Annotated in this window: 20 protein-coding genes; 10 read left to right on the top strand and 10 right to left on the bottom strand. The window is 73.9% G+C overall.

All coding sequences use genetic code 11. From position 1 onward, the window contains the following. Positions 1-173: 173 nt before the first annotated feature. Positions 174-1,118, top strand: a complete 945-nt coding sequence (locus tag ACGF13_RS27190; RefSeq protein WP_392879782.1) for a polysaccharide deacetylase family protein — start codon at positions 174-176, stop codon at positions 1,116-1,118. Between the two features lie 109 nt (positions 1,119-1,227). On the opposite strand, the gene ACGF13_RS27185 is transcribed toward ACGF13_RS27190, so the two are convergent. The 3 genes from ACGF13_RS27185 to ACGF13_RS27175 form a co-directional block, all read right to left on the bottom strand. Continuing rightward, complete coding sequence (locus ACGF13_RS27185; protein ID WP_392879780.1) at positions 1,228-1,611, bottom strand: barstar family protein; 384 nt, start codon at positions 1,609-1,611, stop codon at positions 1,228-1,230. Positions 1,612-1,664: 53 nt separating this feature from the next. Further along, positions 1,665-2,318, bottom strand: a complete 654-nt coding sequence (locus tag ACGF13_RS27180) for a 4'-phosphopantetheinyl transferase (RefSeq protein WP_392879777.1) — start codon at positions 2,316-2,318, stop codon at positions 1,665-1,667. Positions 2,319-2,461: 143 nt separating this feature from the next. After that, positions 2,462-2,653, bottom strand: coding sequence for a hypothetical protein (locus ACGF13_RS27175; RefSeq protein WP_392879775.1), 192 nt, complete (start codon positions 2,651-2,653; stop codon positions 2,462-2,464). Positions 2,654-2,921: 268 nt separating this feature from the next. On the opposite strand from ACGF13_RS27175, the gene ACGF13_RS27170 reads away from it, so the two are divergent. Then, on the top strand, positions 2,922-3,407 hold the full coding sequence (locus ACGF13_RS27170) for a cysteine/serine endopeptidase inhibitor (RefSeq protein ID WP_392879772.1): 486 nt from the start codon (positions 2,922-2,924) through the stop codon (positions 3,405-3,407). 114 nt (positions 3,408-3,521) lie between these two features. Here the strand turns inward: ACGF13_RS27170 and ACGF13_RS27165 are convergent, their stop codons facing one another. Further along, positions 3,522-4,439 carry a LysR family transcriptional regulator gene (locus tag ACGF13_RS27165; RefSeq protein ID WP_392879770.1) on the bottom strand — a complete coding sequence of 306 codons (918 nt, stop codon included), beginning with the start codon at positions 4,437-4,439 and terminating at the stop codon, positions 3,522-3,524. Positions 4,440-4,567: 128 nt separating this feature from the next. Between ACGF13_RS27165 and ACGF13_RS27160 the strand changes: the two genes are divergently transcribed. The 8 genes from ACGF13_RS27160 to ACGF13_RS27125 all read left to right on the top strand — a co-directional run bounded on the left by ACGF13_RS27160 (position 4,568) and on the right by ACGF13_RS27125 (position 12,271). Next, positions 4,568-5,506: an FAD-dependent oxidoreductase gene (locus ACGF13_RS27160; RefSeq protein ID WP_392879768.1), complete on the top strand. Its 939-nt coding sequence runs from the start codon at positions 4,568-4,570 to the stop codon at positions 5,504-5,506. A gap of 162 nt (positions 5,507-5,668) precedes the next feature. After that, positions 5,669-7,066 (top strand): hypothetical protein, encoded by a 1,398-nt coding sequence (locus ACGF13_RS27155; RefSeq protein WP_392879766.1) that lies wholly within the window; start codon positions 5,669-5,671, stop codon positions 7,064-7,066. Positions 7,067-7,170: 104 nt separating this feature from the next. After that, positions 7,171-7,662: a flavoprotein gene (locus tag ACGF13_RS27150; RefSeq protein WP_392879764.1), complete on the top strand. Its 492-nt coding sequence runs from the start codon at positions 7,171-7,173 to the stop codon at positions 7,660-7,662. Between the two features lie 107 nt (positions 7,663-7,769). Continuing rightward, positions 7,770-9,158, top strand: coding sequence for an NAD(P)/FAD-dependent oxidoreductase (locus ACGF13_RS27145; protein WP_392879762.1), 1,389 nt, complete (start codon positions 7,770-7,772; stop codon positions 9,156-9,158). 308 nt (positions 9,159-9,466) lie between these two features. Then, positions 9,467-10,429, top strand: coding sequence for a DUF6528 family protein (locus ACGF13_RS27140; RefSeq protein WP_392879759.1), 963 nt, complete (start codon positions 9,467-9,469; stop codon positions 10,427-10,429). A gap of 371 nt (positions 10,430-10,800) precedes the next feature. Then, on the top strand, positions 10,801-10,998 hold the full coding sequence (locus tag ACGF13_RS27135) for a hypothetical protein (protein ID WP_392879757.1): 198 nt from the start codon (positions 10,801-10,803) through the stop codon (positions 10,996-10,998). Beyond that, the gene (locus ACGF13_RS27130) at positions 10,995-11,642 is read left to right on the top strand and encodes an acyl-CoA thioesterase (protein ID WP_392879755.1); all 648 of its coding nucleotides are present in this window, start codon (positions 10,995-10,997) and stop codon (positions 11,640-11,642) included. Before ACGF13_RS27135 ends, ACGF13_RS27130 begins: the two co-directional genes overlap by 4 nt. Before the next feature lie 233 nt (positions 11,643-11,875). Continuing rightward, positions 11,876-12,271, top strand: a complete 396-nt coding sequence (locus ACGF13_RS27125; protein WP_392879752.1) for a DUF2267 domain-containing protein — start codon at positions 11,876-11,878, stop codon at positions 12,269-12,271. Positions 12,272-12,301: 30 nt separating this feature from the next. Here ACGF13_RS27125 and manA read toward each other — a convergent pair whose 3' ends face one another. The 6 genes from manA to ACGF13_RS27095 form a co-directional block, all read right to left on the bottom strand. Continuing rightward, entirely contained in the window at positions 12,302-13,534 is a 1,233-nt protein-coding gene (gene manA, locus ACGF13_RS27120; RefSeq protein WP_392879750.1) for a mannose-6-phosphate isomerase, class I, read from the bottom strand. Positions 13,535-13,553: 19 nt separating this feature from the next. Continuing rightward, complete coding sequence (locus tag ACGF13_RS27115) at positions 13,554-14,504, bottom strand: ROK family protein (protein WP_392879747.1); 951 nt, start codon at positions 14,502-14,504, stop codon at positions 13,554-13,556. A gap of 103 nt (positions 14,505-14,607) precedes the next feature. Next, positions 14,608-17,649, bottom strand: coding sequence for an alpha-mannosidase (locus ACGF13_RS27110; protein ID WP_392879744.1), 3,042 nt, complete (start codon positions 17,647-17,649; stop codon positions 14,608-14,610). A 124-nt stretch (positions 17,650-17,773) separates the two neighbouring features. After that, positions 17,774-19,030 carry a glycosyl hydrolase gene (locus ACGF13_RS27105; RefSeq protein WP_392879742.1) on the bottom strand — a complete coding sequence of 419 codons (1,257 nt, stop codon included), beginning with the start codon at positions 19,028-19,030 and terminating at the stop codon, positions 17,774-17,776. Between the two features lie 57 nt (positions 19,031-19,087). Further along, positions 19,088-20,005, bottom strand: a complete 918-nt coding sequence (locus ACGF13_RS27100) for a carbohydrate ABC transporter permease (RefSeq protein ID WP_392879738.1) — start codon at positions 20,003-20,005, stop codon at positions 19,088-19,090. A gap of 3 nt (positions 20,006-20,008) precedes the next feature. Then, the gene (locus tag ACGF13_RS27095) at positions 20,009-20,881 is read right to left on the bottom strand and encodes a carbohydrate ABC transporter permease (RefSeq protein WP_392879736.1); all 873 of its coding nucleotides are present in this window, start codon (positions 20,879-20,881) and stop codon (positions 20,009-20,011) included. Positions 20,882-20,934: the final 53 nt, after the last annotated feature.

The following is a 20,934-nucleotide window of genomic DNA, read 5'->3' as shown; positions in this document are numbered from 1 at the left end:
TCGCGTGACTACCCCGGCGAGTGAACCGGGGGTGAGTCGGGGCCCACGGCGGTGGGGCGGGCCGGTGAAGAGGGGCCGGGCGGGGTCGGGGGCGAGTTGCGGTGAGTGACGAATGGTCGGTTCATAGTCATGTCATCAGTTGATGTGAGAAACAGCCTGAACGGGAGACGACCGTGTCGGTGAGTCGGCGGACGCTGCTCATGGTGGTGGCCGGAGGGGCACTGGCGGGTTGCGGGGGCAGGGCGGCGGGCACCGGTTCGGCCGCGTCGTCGGCCTCCGCCCCGGCCGCCCCGACGGCTTCGGCGGCCCCGGCGACACCGTCCGGCGGGCCCGCCGAGGCCGCCGCCGGGCCGACGTCCGCGCCGGAGTCGACTCCCGGTCCGACGCCCGAGCCCGCGGGACAGGCCCCGCACGTGCCGACCCGGGCCGAGACGGTGGAGCGGTACGGCGCGCTGGCGCCGAGCGAGTGGGGGCTGGACGTCTCCGGGGTGGTCACCGCGCTGCCGGGCGGTGAGAGCGCCATGGCGCTCACCTTCGACGCCTGTGGCGGCCCCGGCGGCAACGGCTACGACGCCGACCTGATCGACTTCCTGCGGGCGCACGACGTGCCGGCCACCCTCTTCCTGAACGCCCGCTGGATCGACGCCAACCCGGACGAGTTCGAGCGGCTCGCCGCCGACCCGCTGTTCGAGATCGGCAACCACGGCACCGCCCACCGCCCGCTCTCGGTCACCGGCCGCTCCGCCTACGGCATCGCCGGGACGGGCGGCGTCGGCGAGGTGTACGACGAGGTGACGGGCAACGCGCGGAAGCTCACCGGGCTGCTCGGGCACCCGCCGCGGTTCTTCCGCTCCGGCACCGCGCACTACGACGACGTCGCCACCCGGGTGGTCGCCGACCTGGGCCAGGGCGTGGCCGGTTTCACCGTGAACGGGGACGACGGGGCGACGTACAGCGCGGCCGAGGTGCGGCGCCAGGTCTCCTCGGCCCCGCCGGGCGCGATCGTGATCGGTCACATGAACCACCCGGGCGGTGGTACGGCTCCCGGGGTGGCCGGCGCGGTGCCGGGGCTGCTGGCGGCGGGGCGGAGCTTCGTGCGGCTCTCGGACGTGCTGTAGCCGGGAGGCCCGTGGCGGGGCCCGCCGCGAGGTGCGCGCCCCGGGGGGTACCTCCCGGCCGAAGGCCGGGGGAGCGTCGCGGCCCCGGCAAGGACCCAGGAGACAGGCCCTACGCCAGGCGCAGACCGCCCGGGTGCTCCTCCTCGATGATCCGGACCAGCCAGTCGAAGACCGTCGGCCCCCGGCCCGCCCGGGCGGCCGTCAGCTCGGCGGTGATGTGCGCCCGGTTGGTCGGGTGGGCGCGGCTCAGCCGCCGTTCCAGCTGACGGACCGTCTCCGGGTAGCCGAGGTTGCGGCGGGAGACCTCGTGGTGGCGCCACTCGATGACCCAGTCACCGTCGTCCGGCGTGCCGTAGCCGCCGCGCAGACAGTCGGCGAAGGCGTCGAGGTTGCGGCCGAAGTAGCCGTCCGCCCCGATGGTCCGCCCGGCCGCCTCCCAGAAGTCCTCCAGGGTCTTGATCCCGTCGCCGTCGATCACATAGGTCACCGTCACGGGGACGAGGATATGCGGCGCCGACGGCGGGACGGGGGCGGGTCGGGGGCCGGTCAGGGGGAGACCGCGATCGCGGTGGCGAGCAGTCCGTTCCGGACCGCCCAGCGGCCGTCGAAGCCGTCGATCCGGCGGCCGTCGACCACCGGGCCGGGCACGAGCAGCCGGGCGCTGAAGGTGCCGTCGGGGGAGAGGTCCAGCTCGGCCTCGCTGAAGTCCAGGAAGAGCAGGGTCAGCGGGAACCAGGCCTTGTAGACCGACTCCTTGGCGCTGAACAGGATGCGGTCCCACGGGACGCCCGGGTGCTCGGCGGCCAGCTTGGCGAGCCGCTGCTGCTCGACCGGCAGCGCGATGGCCTCCTGGACGCCCTCCGGCAGCGGCAGCGCGGGCTCGGCGTCGATGCCGACGGAGGCGAGGGTGCCGGCCCGGGCCACGGCCGCGGCGCGGAAGCCGTCGCAGTGGGTGAGGCTGCCGACCACGCCGTCCGGCCAGCTCGGCGCGCCGCGCAGGCCGGGGACGAGTGGCTGGTACGGGACGCCGAGTCGGGTGAGGGCGGCCCGGGCGCAGTGCCGGACGGTGGTGAACTCGCGGCGCCGCTTGTCGACGGCGCGGGCGATGATCGCTTCCTCCTCGGGCTCCAGCCGGGCCTCCGGCGGATCGAGGTAGGCCACCTCGGTCACCACGACGTCCGGCAGCAGGTCCCCGATCATCCGTTCCCCCCTCGGTCGGTTGCGCGGGTGGTCGCCGCGCGGGACGAGGGTAACCCGGGCGGAGGGATCTCGGTGGGCTGATCGGGGACCACGGCCGGGGTGCCCGGCTGCTCGGAGGCGGCCGCCGCCTCGGGCAGAGCTTGCTACTTGGTGAGCAGGCGGGCGAAGTCCAGTCCGAGGCTGCCGAGGACGGGCAGCGCGCCGAGGTCGGTGACGCCGGCGACCGGAATGCTGTAGCCCTGGTTCACCTCGCGGGGTGCCGCACCGGCGGTGACGGGTGCGGTGGTCGGGAGCAGGACGGTGCCGAGGAGCAGGGCGACGAGCGAGGTGCGCATCTGAGGGGGCCTCCGGAGGGGGACGGGTGACGGCCTGTCAACACCCTCCGTGCCGGGGCGGTCACGCATCTTCGTCCCTTCGGGCGCATTGGTAAAGATTCCTGCCTTGTGTTCATGCCGACACCGTGGAGGTCTGGACCACAATGCGCTCGAACGCATACGTTTCCTCCACGGGGGCGGGCGTTCGATCGATGAACTGCTTTGCGGTTCGCCGGACTTGTCGCCTGTCATGCCCATGACCTGCACTGCAACCGGAGGGAACGAACCCATGCGCGCCATCGGCAAGAACCTCAGGATCCTCGCGGGCGCCCCGCTCGCCGCAGCCGCCCTCATCGCCCTCTCGGCCGGCTCCGCCAGCGCCGCGATACCGATCAACAAGCCCATGTCCGGCAAGGCCACCTACTACAACGACGCCGGCTACGGTGCCTGTGGCACCCAGATCAACGCCGCGACCCAGATGCTGGTCGCCGTCTCGCACGCCTGGTGGACCACCGCCAACCCGAACAACGACCCGGTCTGCAAGGGCATTTCGGTCAAGGTCACCTACCAGGGCAAGACCATCACCGTCCCGGTGAAGGACCAGTGTCCCTCCTGCGACTCCACCCACATCGACCTCAGCCAGCCGGCCTTCGCCAAGCTGGCCCCGCTGGACAAGGGCGTCATCACCGGCCTGAGCTGGCAGTTCGTCAAGACCGCGCTGAACGGTAAGACGGTCGAACTGTCCGCCCCGATCACCGGCTCCACCATCGGCTGAGCCGGCCCCCGAACGGCCGTGCCCGCCCCCGCGGCATGACGGGGGCGGGCACGGCTGCCGTCCGAGGGCCGGTCGTCGGTCAGCAAGGCACGGGCGGGAACCGGCCGTTCGGGATCACGGCCGGCCGCCGCCGAGCGGCGGGGCCATCGCGAGCAGCAGCTGGACGGCCGGGGGCGCGGTGCGCGGATTGTGGGCGAGCCCCAGGGTGACGGTCGGCACCGGGGCGGTGAGCCGGCGCAGGCAGACACCGGGGATCCGGAACACCCGGGCCCGCCCCTCGGGGATGGGCGCGATGCCGTAACCCGCCGCCACCGCCAGCAACAGCTGCTCGTCGTCCGGCTCCTCCCGGACGATCCGCGGCGACCCACCGGGCCACAGCTGCGCCGTGATCAGCGCGTGCATCCCGGGCCCGTTCTCACGTGGCCACAGCACCACCGGCTCGTCCACGATCCGGTGCCGGCCGATCCGGGCCCGGCCGCGGGCGAGCGGATGGCCGGCCGGCACAGCGAGCAGCAACTCCTCCTCGGCGATGATCCGGCAGGCGAGCTCGGGGACGTCCAGCGGAGGCCGGACGAACGCCGCGTCCAGCCGCCCGGCGAGCAACTCGCCGACGCTGTGCGAGGTCCAGGTGGTCTGCAGCGCGACGTCCAGCCGCGGGTGCCGGTTGCGGAACTCCGTCACCAGGGCATCACAGACCCCGCCGCGGGCGGAGCGGGTGTACGCCACGCGCAGTCTGCCCTCCCGCCCCTGCACCACCGCCGCGACCCGCTCCTCGGCCGCCGCCACCTCCCGCAGCACCCGCCGGGCCTCCTCCGCGACGGCCCGCCCGACCGGGGTCAGCGCGCAGCCCTTGCTGGTCCGCTCCACCAGCTCTGCGCCCAGCTGCCGCTCCAGCGCCTTGATCTGCTGGCTGAGCGCCGGCTGCGCCACGTGCAGCCGCCGGGCGGCCCGGGTGAAGTTCAACTCCTCGGCCAGCACGGAGAAGTAGCGCATCCGGCGCAGATCCAGACGCAGGTCCATCCGCAGATCCATCCGGCGATGATAAGCGCGGGTTATCGCTCCCGGACAGAACCGGTCTTGGACGGCCTCCGCCGCGACCGGCTTTCCTGGAGACGGCCGCCGGCACCCCGGCGGTCAGGCCTTCGAGGGAGGAGTTCACGATGGACGTCGTCGTGGTCGGAAGCGGAGTCATCGGGCTCACCACAGCGATCCGGCTGCAGGAGAGGGGACTTCGGGTCGTCGTGATGACGGCCGACGGCCTGCTGTCGACGACCTCGGCCGTCGCCGCGGCCGTCTGGTTCCCGGTCGCCACCGGCACCGACCGCCGGGTGGCGCACTGGTCCGCCACCGCCTTCGCCGAGTTCGCCCGCCAGGCCGAGCAGGGCGTCCCCGGCGTCTCGATGCGCAGTACCCGGATGCTGGAGCACGAGCGGCAGCCGGAGGGCCTGCCCTGGTGGGGCGAGGCCGTCCCCGACCTGCGCCGGCTGACGGCCGCCGAACGCGGACCGGACTGCGCGGACGGCTGGTCCTTCACCGCCCCCGCCATCGAGATGCCGCTCTACCTGCTCTGGCTGCTCGGCCGGTTCGTCGACAACGGCGGCGAGGTCGTCCAGCGCCGCCTCGACGCCCTCGACCAGGCCCTCGCCTGGGCACCCGTCGTCGTCAACGCCACCGGAATCGGCGCCCGGCAGCTCTGCGACGACCGGGCTGTGCACCCGGTGCGCGGCCAGCTCGTCCTCGTCCGCAACCCCGGACTGCCCACCTCGACCCGCATCCAGGACGACCCGGCCGGCTACACCTACATCCACCCCCGCAGCGCCGACGTCGTCCTCGGCGGCACCTTCGAACCCGACGACTGGAACACCACCCCCGACCCGGCCACCGCCGAGGCCATCCTCGCCCGCTGCACGGCCCGCATCCCCGAGCTCCGCCACGCCCGCGTCATCGGCCACGCCGTCGGCCTGCGCCCCGCCCGCCACGGCGGCCCCCGCCTCGAAGCGGAACCGGGCGGCCGGATCGTCCACAACTACGGCCACGGCGGTGCCGGCGTCACCCTCAGCTGGGGCTGCGCCGACGCGGCGGCCGCGCTGGTGGGGTGACCGGGCGGCCCGCCCGAGACAGTCATCCCCGCCGGACCGGGCAGTGTCCGCATCACGACCACGGCGGCGGGGCGGATTCGCTACGGTTGCGCGCTGAGAACGTCCCGCGTCCCGCTTTCGCTCCCCGCTCCCGCTCCCCGATTCCCTTGCTCCGGAGGAACCTTGGCATCGATCACGCTCGACGCCGAGCGCCGCGTCCAGGCCGACACCGGACGCGTCCGGGTCGCCGCCGTGGACGTGCTGCGCTCGCTCGGCTTCCAGATCACCTCGGAGATGGCCACCGTGGTCGAGGCCCGGCGCGGCTCCGCCGTCCGCTCGGCGATGCTCCTGCCCGACCAGGTGCCGCTCGCGGCCCGCCTCCACCTCGCGCCCGCCGACGGCGTGCACACCTCGGTGTCCCTGCACCTGACCGACCGGGCCGTCTCGGTGATCGCACTGGGCGTGCAGGACCCGTACGTGGCCGCCTTCCAGCAGACGCTGTCCGCCCTGGACCGGGCACTCACCGGCCTCGACCCGGCGGCCGGCTTCCCCCAGCCCCGCTGGTGGGCCCGCGCGCCCCGGGCCGACACGCTGGCCCGGCACCACGAGACGGGCCAGCGCCTGGTCGGCGGGGTCGCCGCCCGCGTCAACGAGCGGCTCTCCGGCGGGCGCCGCTCCACCGGCCCGGCGCTGTGGGAGGGTATCGAGCGCATCGTCTTCCGCTCTCCGGCCGGCTACCTCGCGATGGACATGGCCACCGCCCGCACCCTGCTGGCGATCCCGGTGATGATCGGCAGCCGGCCGGAGGGCGTACCGGAGCAACTGGCCGCCGACGTCGCGCGGTTGGCGGCCATGGTGGAGGGCCGCCTCAGCTCGGGTGGGTTCGGTTCGGTGGAGGTGGCGGTCGCCGAGGCGGACCGCCCGGCCTTCGAGTTCCTGCACCGCCAGTTCGGCATCCGCTCGCGCCTGCCCGTCCGCACCCTCTGCACCTGCCGGGCCTGCCGGCAGACCAAGGTCGTCAACCTCGACCTCAAACGGCTGCGGCAGCGGAAGAACCGCCTCAGGACCATCGCCTCGGTGCTGCAGACGACGTACGAGAAGGACGGCGACCCCAACCCCTTCCTGATCTTCGGGGCGATCTTCCAACGGTCCAGGATCGACCCCGACTTCGTCTGCGTGCGCTGCGAGAGCACCGTCGCCGACGAACAGCCGGTGACCTTCTGTCCGAGCTGCGGCGACATGCGCACCGAGGCCGTCCTGGACACCTGCTCCGAATGCGGCCACGACTTCCGGGCCCTCGCCCCGGACCTCCCCGCCTGGGACCCCGCGCCCCCGCCCCCGCTCACCCCGCCCCCGCCCCCGCTCACCCCGCCGATGCCGCCGACCCCGCCGCCGCCCGTCGTGCCCCCGATGCCCACGGCTCCGCCCCGCCCCAACTGCGCCGTCTGCGGGGGCAGCTACCCCGTGCTCTGGTCCGTCCAGGTCCTCGACGGCCCCCACCAGAGACCGCTCACCGTCTGCGCCACCACCTCCCGCTGCTCCCCGCCCTCCGTCGCCCCGCCCGTCCGGATCCGCACCTGAGGCCCACGGGGCGGGGGCGCGGGGGTGCGGCGGGGGAGCGGTTTGGGAAGGTGGTTCCTGCCGACCCGGTAGTGGGGCGGCGGTGACCAGAGGGGATTGCCGGGATGGCCGAGAAGCCGGTGCTGTACGTCGTGGTCTGTGCGGCGGGGGTCGTGGGCGGGGTCGGGGAGTTGATCACCGCGGCTCAGCGGCAGGGGTGGGACGTGGGGGTGGTGGCGACTCCGAACGCCATGGCGTTCATCGACGCCGAGGCGATCACCGCGCAGACCGGGTATCCGATCCGCTCGGCCTGGCGCAGGTCCGGAGAGCCGCGTCCTCTGCCGGACCCGGACGCGATCGTCGTCTCGCCCGCCACCTTCAACTCGATCAACAAGTGGGCGCTGGGCATCTCCGACACCCTCGCCCTCGGCATCCTCTGCGAGTCGTACGGCTGGGGCATCCCCGTCGCCGTGCAGCCCTGCCTGAGCGCGGCCCAGGCGGCCCATCCGGCGTACGAGGAGAGCCTGGCGAAGCTGCGGCGGACGGGGGTGCGGATCGCGGACTTCGTGCCGGGCTCGTACAGCTGGACGCGGGCGCTGGAGCTGCTGCGGGACTGACAGGGTGGCTGATCGGGGCCGGCGATCCTTGCACTGTGAGGGGTGGCCCGCAGCGGCCCGCCGGAGGTAGCGTCCGGGCAGGTCAGCGAGGGTGTGGGAGGTTTCCGGTGGCGGCGGTCAACGGCGAGGTGTCGTTCTGGTACGCGGCGGACGGGGTGCCCGAGGAGGGGCCCGCCCTGCCGGGGGGCCGGGACGTCGACGTGTGCATCGTCGGCGGCGGGTACACCGGTCTCTGGACGGCCTACTACCTGAAGAAGGCCGACCCCTCCCTGCGGATCGCCGTCCTCGAACAGCGCTTCTGCGGCTACGGCGCCTCCGGGCGCAACGGCGGCTGGCTGTACAACGGCTTCGCGGGGCGCGGCGCGTTCGCCAAGCGGTACGGGCGGCAGCGTGCGGCGGCGATGCAGCGGATGATGGACGCGGCGGTCGGGGAGGTCGTCGACGTCGCCGCGGCCGAGGGGATCGAGGCGGACATCGTCCGCGGCGGCGTCCTCGAAGTAGCCCGCAGCAAGCCCCAGTTGGAGCGCCTGCGCGAGCACGTCGAGGGCGAGCGGGCCTACGGCGAGGGCCGGTTCGAGCTGCTCGGCGAGAAGGAGACACGAGACCGGATCGATGTCGCCGGCACCATCGGCGGCTGCTGGACCCGGTACGGCGCCCGCATCCAGCCCGCGAAGCTCGCCCGCGGACTCGCCCGCACCGTACGCGAGTTGGGCGTCGACGTGTACGAGGGGACGACCGTCACCGCGATCCTGCCCGGCGACGGCCACCGCAAGCCCCGCGCCGTCACGCCGCACGGCACCGTCACCGCCGACCAAGTGCTGCGCGCCACCGAGGGGTTCACGGCCGGGCTGCGCGGCGAGAAGCGCACCTGGCTGCCGATGAACTCCGCGATGGTCGCCACCGAGCCGCTGCCCGCCGAGTTCTGGGCGGAGACCGGCTGGCAGGGCCGCCAGGTGCTGGGCGACTTCGCCCACGCCTACATGTACGCCCAGCGCACCGCCGACGACCGGATCGCGCTCGGCGGGCGGGGCGTGCCGTACCGGTTCGGCTCGCGCACGGACTCGGACGGCAGCACCCAGGTGGAGACGGTGCGCCAGCTCCGCCGGATCCTCGACAGCTTCTTCCCGGACGCCGCGCACGCGCGGATCGACCACGCCTGGGCGGGCGTGCTCGGCGTCCCCAGGGACTGGTGCGCCACCGTCGAGCTGGACCGGGTGAGCGGGCTCGGCTGGGCGGGCGGGTACGTCGGCAGCGGGGTGACCACCACCAACCTGGCCGGCCGCACCCTGCGGGACCTGGTGCTCGACCGGGACACCGAGCTGACCCGGCTGCCCTGGGTCGGCCACACCGTGCGGCGCTGGGAGCCGGAGCCGCTGCGCTGGCTCGGCGTGCACGCGATGTACGCCGCGTACCACGCCGCCGACCGGCAGGAGGCGGCCGGCCGGGCCACCACCTCGCCGATCGCCCGGGTCGCGGACGTCGTCGCCGGGCGCTGAGCCTTCGGGCGTGTTGAGCCCTTGGATGCGTTGAGCCGTTGGGCGTGCTGAGCCTTCGGACGCGTTGAGCCTTCGGGTGCGCTGAGCCTTCGGACGCCGAACGAGCGGCTCCGGAACGCCGGGTTGACGTCCCGACGTGCCCGTACCGCGTTGCGCCGACCGCCGGTGGGGCCGTCCCGCCACGATGTGCGGATGACAGTGAACGAGGTGGATCCGCCGACGGCTCCGCACGATCCACCACCGCGCATCGATGGTCCATTCGGTCGTGCCGCCGAGCGGATTCGCCCGGCAGCAACGACGGTGAAGGCGTGCTGAGGAGAACACCGCCGGCCCTCGCGGTCGCCCTGCTGCTCTGCGCGCCGACGGCCGGCGCGTGGGCCGGGTCGCCGGGTCGGCAGGTGGCGGTGGTGGACCAGGCCTCGCGCAGCGTGCTGGTGTTGCAGAGCGCCGAGGAGCTGATGGCCTATCGCGGGCCGGACCGGCTGCCGGTGGTCTGGGGCTGGAGTGCCGACCGGGCAGCGGAGTTGGCGGATCTGACGCCCGCGCGCAGCTGGACCAACCCGGACGAGGCGAAGTCCCGCGTCCGGCACGGGCGGCGCTACCTGCTGACGACCGCCTCCGGAGGGCTCGCCGCCGTCGTGGAGACCACCACCGGCCGGGTCCACTGGGCGGCGGACCTGGGGACGGCCGTCAACCCGCACAGCATCGAGCTGCTGCCGGACGGCAACGTGGCCGTGGCCGCGAGTTCGGGCGGCTGGGTGCGGCTGTACGCGGCCTCGCAGGGCCCGCGGGCCGCGGCGTACGCGCAGTTCCCGCTGCCGGGCGCGCACGGGGTGCACTGGGACGGCCGGACCGGCCTGCTCTGGGCGCTCGGCGACACGGCACTGACCGCGCTGCGGGTCGGCGGCACCCCGGCCGCGCCGACGCTCGACGCCGTGCGGAGCAGCCCCCTGCCGGGGAGCGGGGGGCACGACCTGGCCGCCGTCCTGGCGGCTCCCGGGGGGTTCTGGGTAACCACCTCGGACGGCCTGTGGCGCTACGACCCGGCCACCGGCCGCTTCACCGCCGTGCACCTGGCCGATCCGGCCGCCGAGCGGGACCTCAAGAGCGTCGGCGACGAGCCGGGCACCGGCCGGTTGCTCACCGTGGCGCCCGAGCACGAGGTTCCGTGCGACTGGTGCACCTCGGTGATCACCCTGCACCGGCCCGAGGGCACGCGGTCGCTGCGCGGCGCGCACCTGTACAAGGCGAGGTGGTGGAGTGGCTGGTAGCAGACTTCGGAGTCCGGGGAGTCCATCCTGGGGCGCGCGTCGGAAATTCCACCCGAATTGCGGACGGCATTCGACTGATGGGGCATATTGTGTACACCGACAAACTACTCCGATGGTGGTCAGTTTCCCGTCGCGGTCCGCAAACCATCAGTCGACCCCGGTCGGCTGGGATAGCGTCGTGGGGTCGGGGGGTCGACACCGATCCGGTGTAATCGAACGCTAGCTACCGGGCCGTAACGGCCGAATGAGTCATGGAGAAAATCATGCGGAATTTCCCTGCGGAAAACCGGCCGGACGGAGTTGACGACCTTCAGCTCGCGATGGAATCACTGGCAGCCTTCCCGTCCCGGAACGCGGGGAGCGGGGCGGACGTGACCGAGCGGCTCGCGGCCGTTCACGACCTCTGCCGCGCGGTCGACGGGGTGCTGGACAGCCTGGTCGTCCAGGCGGCGGCCGAGGCGGCCGAGGAGGGGTGGACCGCGGCCCGGATGGCGGCCGAACACTCCGGCTACTACGCCAGGTTGCAGCGCGCGCTGCTCCCCGCCGGTGCCGGGCTGACCCGGCAGTGAGCGCGGTGCAACCGGGCGTGCACGTGCTGTCCTGCCCCACCCGGTGGAGCGACGTCGACGAGAACGGGCACATCAACAACGCGCGTCTGGTCGGCTACGTCCAGGAGGGGATTTACGACCTGTTCAGCCACCACGAAACCGCCGTACGGGAATCGCTGTTCCCGTCCGGATTCATTATCGCCAGGCACGAGATCGACTACCTGGAGCAGTTGCACCACCGGCCCGAGCCGTTGTCGGTGCGGCTCACCGTGGAACGGCTCGGACGGAGTTCCGTGCAGGTCGAGGTGAATGTCTGCCGGGACCGGATCACCTTTATGCGGGCACGGACGGTGGTGGTCGCCCGGGACCGCGATTCCGGCCGCTCACGGGCGCTGAGCCCGGCCGAGCGGAGCTTTCTCTCGGCGTTCATGGCGGACGCGGCCCGCGCCCAGGCGGCCCTGGCGGCCACCACGGTGACCGCGGCCACGGCGGTGAGCACCACCACGGTGGTGGCCACGGCCGTGACGGCCGCGGCGGTGGGCACGGCGGTGGGCACGGCCGGGGTGGCCGCGACGCCGCCGGCGCAGCGGGTTCCGGTCGGTGCGGCCGCCGCCGCGGTGCCGTCGCGCCGACCGCGCAGGCGGTGCCACGCCTCGGTGCGGTGAACCGCCGCCCGGGCCCGGCGGCGGCGATCCCGCCCGGCCGGCCCCCCGGTCTCGGGGGCGTCCGTACGGTTCCTTGACGGCCGGCCGCTTCCGCGGGCGCCGGGGCGAGTTACGCTGAGCAGCACGGGCACCGGTACGTTCCACGGTGGTCACGGGCTGCGACCTCCCTGCTGGTCCAGGGCGAGCGGGCCGCCGTCGGGCCGGCCGGCGCCGCCGACCGGAAGGAGGATGCAATGACCATCTCCTGGGAGGACTTCCTCGCCCGCGTGGTGGAGCGCGGTGAGTACCGGAGCCAGGCCGAGGCGGATCACGCCGCCCGGGTCGTGCTGGCCCTGCTCGGCGAGCACCTGGTGGGGTCCGAGCGGGTCGAACTCGCCGACGCGCTGCCCGTCACCTACGCCCCGCTGCTGCGCGACGCCGCGCCCGCGTCCGAGCCGCTGACCGCCGAACGCTTCGTGCAGGCCGTGGTGGGGTGGATCGACGGCGCGACCCCGGCGACGGCGCAGTGGGACATCGGGGCCGTGCTCAGCACCGTCGCCGACCTGGTCCCCGGGGAGCTGCTGGACCGGGTGATCGAGCAACTCCCGGACGGCTACGACCTGCTGTTCGGCCACCCGGCACCGGCCTGAGCGCCGGGCAGGCCCGCCCCGCGCCGGCAGCTACCCCGTGGTGGCCCGGAACAGCTCCGCGCCCGGGCCGGTCAGCTCGACCGGCCCGGCGCCCGGGCGGAGATAGGCCGACGCGCCCGCCGGGAGCGGGAGTTCGGCGCCGCCGGGTGCCCGCAGCCGGGCCCGCCCGGAGACGCAGAGCAGGATCTGCGGGGTGGTGAGGTCGACGCGGACGGTGGTGGCGCCGGGGCGCAGTCGGAAGAGACCGAACTCCTCGGCGGGTGAGGCGAAAGCCTCCTCGCCGTCGCGCCCCGTCGGGCGCGGTACGAGCACCTCGGGCTCCCCGGTGCGGAACGACGTGACCGCCAGCAGGCCGTCCACGTCGACGTGCTTGGCGGTGAGCCCGCAGCGCAGCACGTTGTCCGACTCGGCCATCAACTCCACGCCCACGCCCCGCAGATAGGCGTGCGGCATCCCGGCGTCCAGGTACAGGGCCTGCCCGGCGCCGAGCCGGACGTGGTTGAGCGGCAGCGCGGCGAGCAGCCCGCGGTCGCCGGGGTACTCCTCGGCGAGGCGGGCGTACGCGGCGCAGCTCGCGCCGTACGGTCCGCCGGTTGCGGCGGCGCGCCGCAAGGCCCCGGTGACGGCGGCCAGTTCGGCGGCGTCGGCGTTCAACCCGGTGCGCAGCAGCTCGGGCAGCACGGCCTCGGCGGGCCGGGTGCGCAGGGCGGCGGCCCAGGACGGGAGCACGCCGAGGGCGTCCAGCAGCCGGGCGGTGGCGACGGCCGGTCGGAAGCCGAACAGCGCCTCGAAGTCGCCGAGGGCGCAGATGAGTTCGGGCTTGTGCCCGCGGTCCTTGAACACCCGCTCCGGCGCGTCCAGCGGGATCCCCCTGGCCTGCTCCGCGGCGTAGCCGGCCTCGGCCTGGGCGCGGGTGGGGTGGACCTGGAGGGAGAGGGCCCGGTCGGCGGCCAGCACCTTGAACAGGAACGGCAGCGCCGGGCCGAACCGCCGTACGGTGTCCGGTCCGAGGAGGCCGTCCGGGTCGGCGTCGATCAGCTCGTTCAGCGGCCGCGGGACATCGCCGTTGCCGTCGCCGTTGTTGCCGTCGCCGGTGACGAGCAGCGACGGCGCCGACGGGTGGGCGCCCAGCCAGAGTTCGGCCTGCGGGGTGCCGTCGGGCGCGGTGCCGATGAGCGCGGGGATGGCGGTGGGCGAACCCCAGGCGTAGCGGCGGACGGGGTTGCGCAGGAGGGCGAAGGGCGGCAGCGGGGACGGCGGCATGGGGCGGCTCCGGGCGGGCTCAGCGGCAGAGCGCGGCGGCGCCGATCAGCCCGGCGTCGGTGCCGAGTTCGGCGCGGCGCACGTCCAGGCCGCGGATGTACGAGAGGGCGGCGTAGCGGTCCAGGTGTCGGGAGAGCGGGGCGAACAGCACGTCCCCGGCGGCGGCCACCCCGCCGCCGACGACGACCCGGGAGAGGTCCACCAGGGCGGCCGTGGCGGCGATCCCGGCGGCCAGCGCCTGGGCGGCGCGGTCGAAGGAGGCCAGCGCGATGCGGTCACCCGCGGCGGCGGAGACGGCGACGGCGCGGGCCGTCCGGTCGCCGTCCGCGGGCCGCCAGCCCTCGGCGAGGGCCCGGCGGGCGATCGCGGTGCCGCTGGCGAGGCCCTCCAGGCAGCCGCGGGAGCCGCACGGGCATGGCTCGCCGTCCAGGTCGACCGTGATGTGGCCGAGGTGGCCGGCGTTGCCGCTGGGGCCGGGCCGCACCACGCCGTCGAGCACCAGTCCGGCGCCGACGCCGGTGGACACCACCAGGCAGAGCGCGTTGTCGGCGCCCCGGGCCGCGCCCCGCCAGTGCTCGGCGGCGGCCATCGCCACGCCGTCCCCGGCGAGCCGGACGGGCAGGGCGCGGGCGGCCGCCGCCGGGTGCGCCGCCACCGCCGGGTGCGCGGCGACCGCCTCGACCAGCGGGAAGCCGCGCCAGCCGGGGATGTTGACCGGGCTGACGGTGCCGCCGGCGAGGTCGACCGGGCCGGCGCTGCCGATCCCGACGGCCGTCACGGCGGCCCAGTCGGCCGTCCCGGCGAGCCGTTCCAGCACCTGGTGCACCACGGCGAGCACGGCCGCGCCCGGCTCGGTGGCCGGGGTGGGCAGCTGGAGCCGGTGCCGCAGCCGCCCGTCGGCGTCGACCAGCGCCCCGGCGATCTTGGTGCCGCCGATGTCGAGGGCGGCGAACAGCGGGGTGACGGGCACGGCGGGCTCCAGATCGGTCGGGGGCGGCGCCCCGGCCACGGGGCCGAGGCGCCGAACAGCGTAAGAGGGCCGAACATCGTAAGGGCGCCGAACAGCGTAAGGGTTAGGCAGTCGCCCGCAGGCGCAGGGTCACCAGCTCGAACGGGCGCAGCGCGAGCCGCACCGCGCCGTCCTCGAACGCGACCTCGCCTCGGGTGCCGTCCCAGGGCCGTTCCAGCAGGTCGCAGGGCACGGCGTCGGCCAGCGGGAAGGAGGTGGTCAGCCGGCCCCGGGCGCGGCCGCCGCCCGCCTCGTAGACCCGGACGACCAGGTCCCCGCTGCGGTCGTCGGCGAGCTTGACGGCGCTCACCACCAGGGCGTCGTTGTCCAGCTCCACCAGCGGCGCGACCCGCTCCGCACTGCCGGTGACCGTTCGCTCGGGCAGGCCGATCCGGTAGCCCTCGCGGACGGCGTCGCCGATCGCCGCGCCCGGCACCAGGGCGTGCCGGAAGCGGTGCAGGCCCTGGTCGGTCTTCGGGTCGGGGAAGCGCGGGGCGCGCAGCAGCGAGAAGCGGACCGTGGTGGTGGTCCCGCCGTCCTCGGCGCGCACCGTGCGGGTGACGTCGTGGCCGTAGGTGGAGGCGGTGACCAGGGCGACGCCCCAGCCGGGCTCCTCGAAGTGGACGAAGCGGTGGTTGCAGGCCTCGAACTTGGCGGCGTCCCAGCTGGTGTTGGTGTGGGTGGGCCGGTGGAGGTGGCCGAACTGGGTCTCGGCGGCGTAGCGCTCGGTGTGGACGTCCAGCGGGAACGCGGCCTTGAGGAACTTCTCGGTCTCGTGCCAGTCGACCTCGGTGTCGATGTCCAGCCGCTGCTCGCCGGCCCGCAGGGTGAGGGTCTGGACGACGGTGGAGGAGCCGAAGGAACGGGCGATCCGCACCGAGGCCCCGGCGGGGGACGAGGAGGCGGTGAGCGAGTCGGTGCCGGTCAGGTCGGTGACGGTGTTGCGGTAGAACTGGTCCACGTCCCAGGCGTCCCACATGTTGGGGAAGTCGGGGTGCAGCTGGAGCAGGTTGGCCCGGCTGCCGGGGGCGACGGTCTCCCGGCCGGTCGCGAGCTCGACCACCGAGGCGATCAGGCCGTCCGCGTCCACGACGACCTCCAGCAGGCCGTTGCGCAGCGTGAAGCCGCCCCCGGAGCGCTCGACCGCCTCGCAGGTGCCGCCCGGCATGACGACGGCGGCGGCCCCGCCGGCCGGCACCGCCGAGCGGGTGTGCGGCGCCGCGTTGAACACCAGCTCGCGCCCGCCGGCGGCCGCCCCGGCCAGCGCCCGCTGGGCCGCGCCGATCAGGCCCTCCAGCTCCCCGGCCAGCGCCGCGTACGTCGCCTCGGCCTCGCGGTGCACCCAGGCGATGGACGAGCCCGGCAGGATGTCGTGGAACTGGTGCAGCAGGACGGTCTTCCAGATCCGGTCGAGCTGCTCGTACGGGTACGCCGCTCCGGTGCGCAACGCGGCGGTGGTGCACCAGAGTTCGGCCTCGCGCAGCAGGTTCTCGCTGCGCCGGTTGCCCTGCTTTGTCCTCGCCTGGCTGGTCAGGGTGGCGCGGTGCAGCTCCAGGTAGAGCTCGCCGACCCAGACCGGCGGGTTCGGGTACTCGGCCTCGGCCTTGGCGAAGAACTCGGCGGGGTTCTCCCAGCGGACGGTGGCCGAGCCCTCCAGGTCCTTCATCCGGGCCGCCTTGGCGACCATCTCGCGCGTGGTGCCGCCGCCGCCGTCGCCCCAGCCGGTCGGGGCGAGCGAGTGCCGGGCGACGCCCTTGTCCTTGAAGTTCCTCGCCGCATGGGCGATCTCGCTGCCCTTCATCGAGCAGTTGTAGGTGTCCACCGGCGGGAAGTGGGTGAAGATCCGGGTGCCGTCGATGCCCTCCCAGAGGAAGGTGTGGTGCGGGAACCGGTTCACCTGGCTCCACGAGATCTTCTGGGTCAGCAGCCACTTGGAGCCCGCGTTGCGGATGATCTGCGGCAGGCCGCCGGTGAAGCCGAAGGTGTCCGGCAACCAGGCCTCGTGGTTCTCCACCCCGAACTCGTCCAGGAAGAACCGCTTGCCGTGCACGAACTGCCGGGCCATCGCCTCCGAGCTCGGCATGTTGGTGTCGGACTCGACCCACATGCCGCCGGCCGGGACGAACCGGCCCTCGGCCACCGCCTTCCGGACCCGGGCGTACACCTCGGGGCGGTGCTCCTTGATCCAGGCGAACTGCTGAGCCTGGGACATGGTGTAGCGGAACTCCGGCTCGTCCTCCAGCAGCGCGGTCATGTTGGCGGTGGTGCGAGCCACCTTGCGGACGGTCTCGCGCAGCGGCCAGAGCCAGGCCGAGTCGATGTGGGCGTGGCCGATCGCGCTGATCCGGTGCGCGGACGGCACGGCGGGCGCGGCCAGTACCCCTTCGAGCTGCGAACGGGCGGCGGCAGCGGTGGAGTTGACGTCCTGGAGGTCGATCGCGTCGAGGCAGCGCTCGACCGCGCGCAGGATCTCCCAGCGGCGGGGGCCCTCCACCGGCAGTTCGGCCATCAGCTCGCCGAGCACCTCCAGGTCCATCACCAGCTGCCAGACCGTCTCGTCGAAGACGGCGAGGTCCATCCGGGCCAGCTTGTACTGCGGCCGGTCGCCGGCCGTCTCCCGGTCGCCCAACTCGGTGGGCAGGAAGGGGTGGTAGTCCAGGATGACCGGGTTGGAGGCGGCCTCGACGTGCAGCAGCACCTGCTCGCCGCCGGCCGCCGGCGCGGCGATCCGCACCCACTGGTTCTGCGGGTTGAGGCCCTTCACCGGGGAGCCGTCGGGGCGGTAGACCAGGCCCTCGCACTGGAAGCCGGGCATGTTGGCGTCGAAGCCGAGGTCGATCAGCGCCTCGACGGTGCGTCCGGCCCAGGCCTCGGGGACGGTGCCGGTCACGGTGATCCAGCTGGTGCCCCAGGGCGCGCCCCAGGCGTCGCCCACCGCGATCGGGGTGCGCGGGGCGGCGAGGCCCTCGGCGACCGGGACGGGCTCGCCGGGTGCCGTCCAGATGCCGACCTCCAACGGGACGGACTCGGGGTACACGGCCGGACGGATGCGCTCGTCCAGGACGCGCTTGAGGCGGGACTCGACCAGGGTGCGGTCATCGTGCATGTCAGCGGGCTCCGTTGCGTGGCTGGGGTTGCGTGGCAGGGGACGGGGTGGCTGGGGTCGCGTGGCTGAGGGTGCGTGGCAGGGGACGGGGTGGCCGGCGTCGCGTGGCTGAAGGGGGAACGGGCTAGAGCGAACGTACGTCGGCGGGGTGCACCACCTCGGTGATGCCACGCGCGGCGAGGTGGGCGTGGTCCTCGGCGCGTTCGGCGAGCACCGCGGTCGGGCGGGCGCCGTCCTCGGCGAGGCGCATGAACGCCTCGTACACCGGGCCGCCGGGGCCGCAGACCGAGCGGCGGGGCGAGGTGACCTCGTCGCCGGTGGCGACCACCACGGCGGTGCTGCGCGGCTTCGGCGCCTGCCAGGACCGGCGGGCCTCGGCGGCAGCCTCGGCGAGCCGGGCGCCGGCCGGCTTGACCGTCCGGTCGGTGGTCAACAGGCCGAGGCTGTACTCCAGTTCGGGGAAGTCGGCGAGCGAGCGGTCCACGTCGTGCGAGCACCACCAGGTGACGCCCCACAGGTCCGGGCAGTCCAGCGCGGCCGCCACGGTGGCACCGGTGAAGCGCGCCGCGTCCTCGGCCGTGATGTGCGGGGCGGGCGCGCCGACCTCCTGCAGCCAGACCGGGCGGGCCGGGTCGTCCGCCCAGGCCTTGGACAACTCGACCAGGTACGCGGCGTGCTGCGTGGTGGCGGTCGAGTGGGCGCCGTAGCGCTGGGCGGTGCCGTTGAACACCCAGGAGTGCACGGCGGTCGCGGCGCCGATCCGGGCCGAGTGCCAGGGCGTGAAGGGGTGCCCGTCCAGGTACCAGGCCGCGTCGTAGGAGGCGTGCAGGTGCAGTCGGCCGGGGGCGCCCCGCTCGCAGGCGTCGAGCATCCGGCGCAGCCAGGCCTCCGCCTCGGCGGGGGTGGCCCGGTCCGGGTCGGGGTGCGGGGCGCCGGAGAACTGGTTGATCTCGTTGCCGAGCGTCATCCCGAGGAAGTTGGGCCGTTCGCGCAGCGCCCCGGCCAGGGCGCGCAGGTAGGCGGCCTGGCCGTCGAGCACCTCCGGGTCGGTGAAGAGGTTGCGCCGGTGCCAGGTCCGGGTCCAGGAGGGGAGGAAGTCGAAGCTGGACAGGTGGCCCTGCAGGCCGTCCACCGCGACGTCCAGCCCGCGCTCGCCGGCCGCGTCCACCAGGGCCGTGAGTTGCTCGACGGCGCGCGGGCGGATCAGCGTGCGGTTGGGCTGGAAGACCGGCCAGAGCGGGAACACCCGGACGTGGTCCAGGCCGAGGGCGGCGATGGAGTCGAGGTCGGCGCGCACGGCGTCGAGGTCGAAGTCGAGCCAGTGGTGGAACCAGCCGGCGCTGGGGGTGTAGTTGACACCGAAGCGGGGAGCGGTGGTCATCGGATGGCTTCCTCAACGAGTGTGGGGCGTACGGACGGTGGACTGTCCCCGGACGGGCTATCCCTTGACGGCCCCCTCCTTGACGCCCTTGAAGAAGAAGCGCTGGCAGACGCCGAACACCACGACGATCGGCAGGAAGGCGATCATGGTGCCGGCCGCGATCAGCCGCGGGTTGGCGGAGAAGGTGCCGTTGAGGTACTGGAGACCGACGGTGAGGGTGTACTTCTGCGGGTCGTTGAGCACGATCAGCGGCCACAGGAAGTCGTCCCAGGCGCCGATGAAGGTGAAGATCACGATCACGCTGAGCATGCCGCGCACGTTCGGCAGGCCGATGTGCCACAGCCGCTGCCAGACGTCGGCGCCGTCCACCAGCGCGGCCTGGTCCAGCTCGGCCGGGACGGCGGCGAACGCGGTGCGCATCAGCAGCACGTTGAGCATCGCGATCGAGCCGGGCAGGGCGACGCCGAGCAGGCTGTCTGCCAGGCCGAGGCTGCGCACCAGCACGTACTGGGAGACGATGGTGACCTCGCCGGGCAGGATCAGGGTGGCGAGGAAGAGGCCGAGGACGAGCTTGGCGCCGCGGAAGCGCAGCCGGGCGAGCGCGTAGCCGGCCAGCGTGCAGCCGACCACGTTGCCGGCGATGCAGACCGCGGCGACGATCACCGAGTTGAGCGCGTAGGTCCACACCGGGATGACCTCGGCGACCTTGCCGTAGTTGCCCAGGGTGGGCTGGTCGGGCAGGAAGCTCGGGGTACGGGTGTAGACGTCCTCGGCGGGGCCCTTGAGGGAGGTGGACAGCTGCCACAGGAAGGGGCCGATGACCAGCAGCAGGACCAGGGCCAGGAGCAGGTAGCGGGCGGCGGTCACGGCGGTGGAGGGGGTGTTGAAGCCCCGGGCGGGCTTGGAGTTCCCGGCGTTCCCGGCGTTCCCCGAGGGCTTCGCGGGGGTCTCGTTCGACGTGTGGACGGTGGTCACGGGTCAGGCCGCCTTCCGGTTCAGCCGCATCAGGAACAGCATCGGGCCGAGGGTGACGACGAACAGCAGCAGGCTGAGCGCCGAGGCGTAGCCCAGGTGGCCGTTGAAGCCGCGGCTGTACATCTGGATCAGCATCACCACCGACATGTCCCGCCCGCCGGGCCCGCCCTGGCCGTTGGAGAGCACGTACAGCTCGGAGAACACGCGCAGCGAGCTCACCGAGATCAGCGCGGAGACCAGGACCATGGTCGGGCGCACCCCGGGCAGGGTGACGTGCCAGAACCGGTGCAGCGGGCCCGCGCCGTCCACGGCCGCCGCCTCGTGCAGCTCGCGCGGGACGTTGGCGAGGGCGGAGAGGTAGATGACCATGTAGTAGCCGAGGCCCTTCCAGACGGTCAGGGCGATCGCGCTGAACAGCAGCAGCCAGCGGTCGGTCAGGAACGGGACCGGGGAGTCGGCGAGCCCGGTCTGCCGCAGCAGGCCGTTGACCAGGCCGCGGTCGTCCAGCACCCAGCCCCAGATCAGGGCGACCACGACGGCGGAGGCGATCACCGGGGTGTAGAAGGCGGTGCGGAAGAAGGTGATGCCGGGGATCCTGCGCTGCACGAGCAGGGCGAGCAGCAGCGGCAGGACGGTCAGCAGGGGCAGGCAGACCAGCATGAACACGATGCTGTTCAGCAGGGCGTCGGCGAGCTGCTCGTCGTCCAGCAGCCGGCCGTAGTTCTCCAGGCCGGTGAACTGCCCGCCGCCGATGGGCTTGGCGTCGGTGAAGGAGAGGATCACCGTGTTGACGGCCGGCCAGAGGTTGAAGACGGCCAGCCAGACCATCGCGGGCCCGGCGAGCAGCCAGGGGGTGAACCAACGCCGGTGGGTCATGCCGTCGCCTTCCTGGGGCTGGGGGTGGTGCGGGTGCCCGCCGGGGAGTGTCG

It is taken from the genome of Kitasatospora sp. NPDC048286 (assembly GCF_043201735.1).
Classification (GTDB): domain Bacteria; phylum Actinomycetota; class Actinomycetes; order Streptomycetales; family Streptomycetaceae; genus Kitasatospora.
This window is presented reverse-complemented; position numbering and strand designations above follow the sequence as displayed.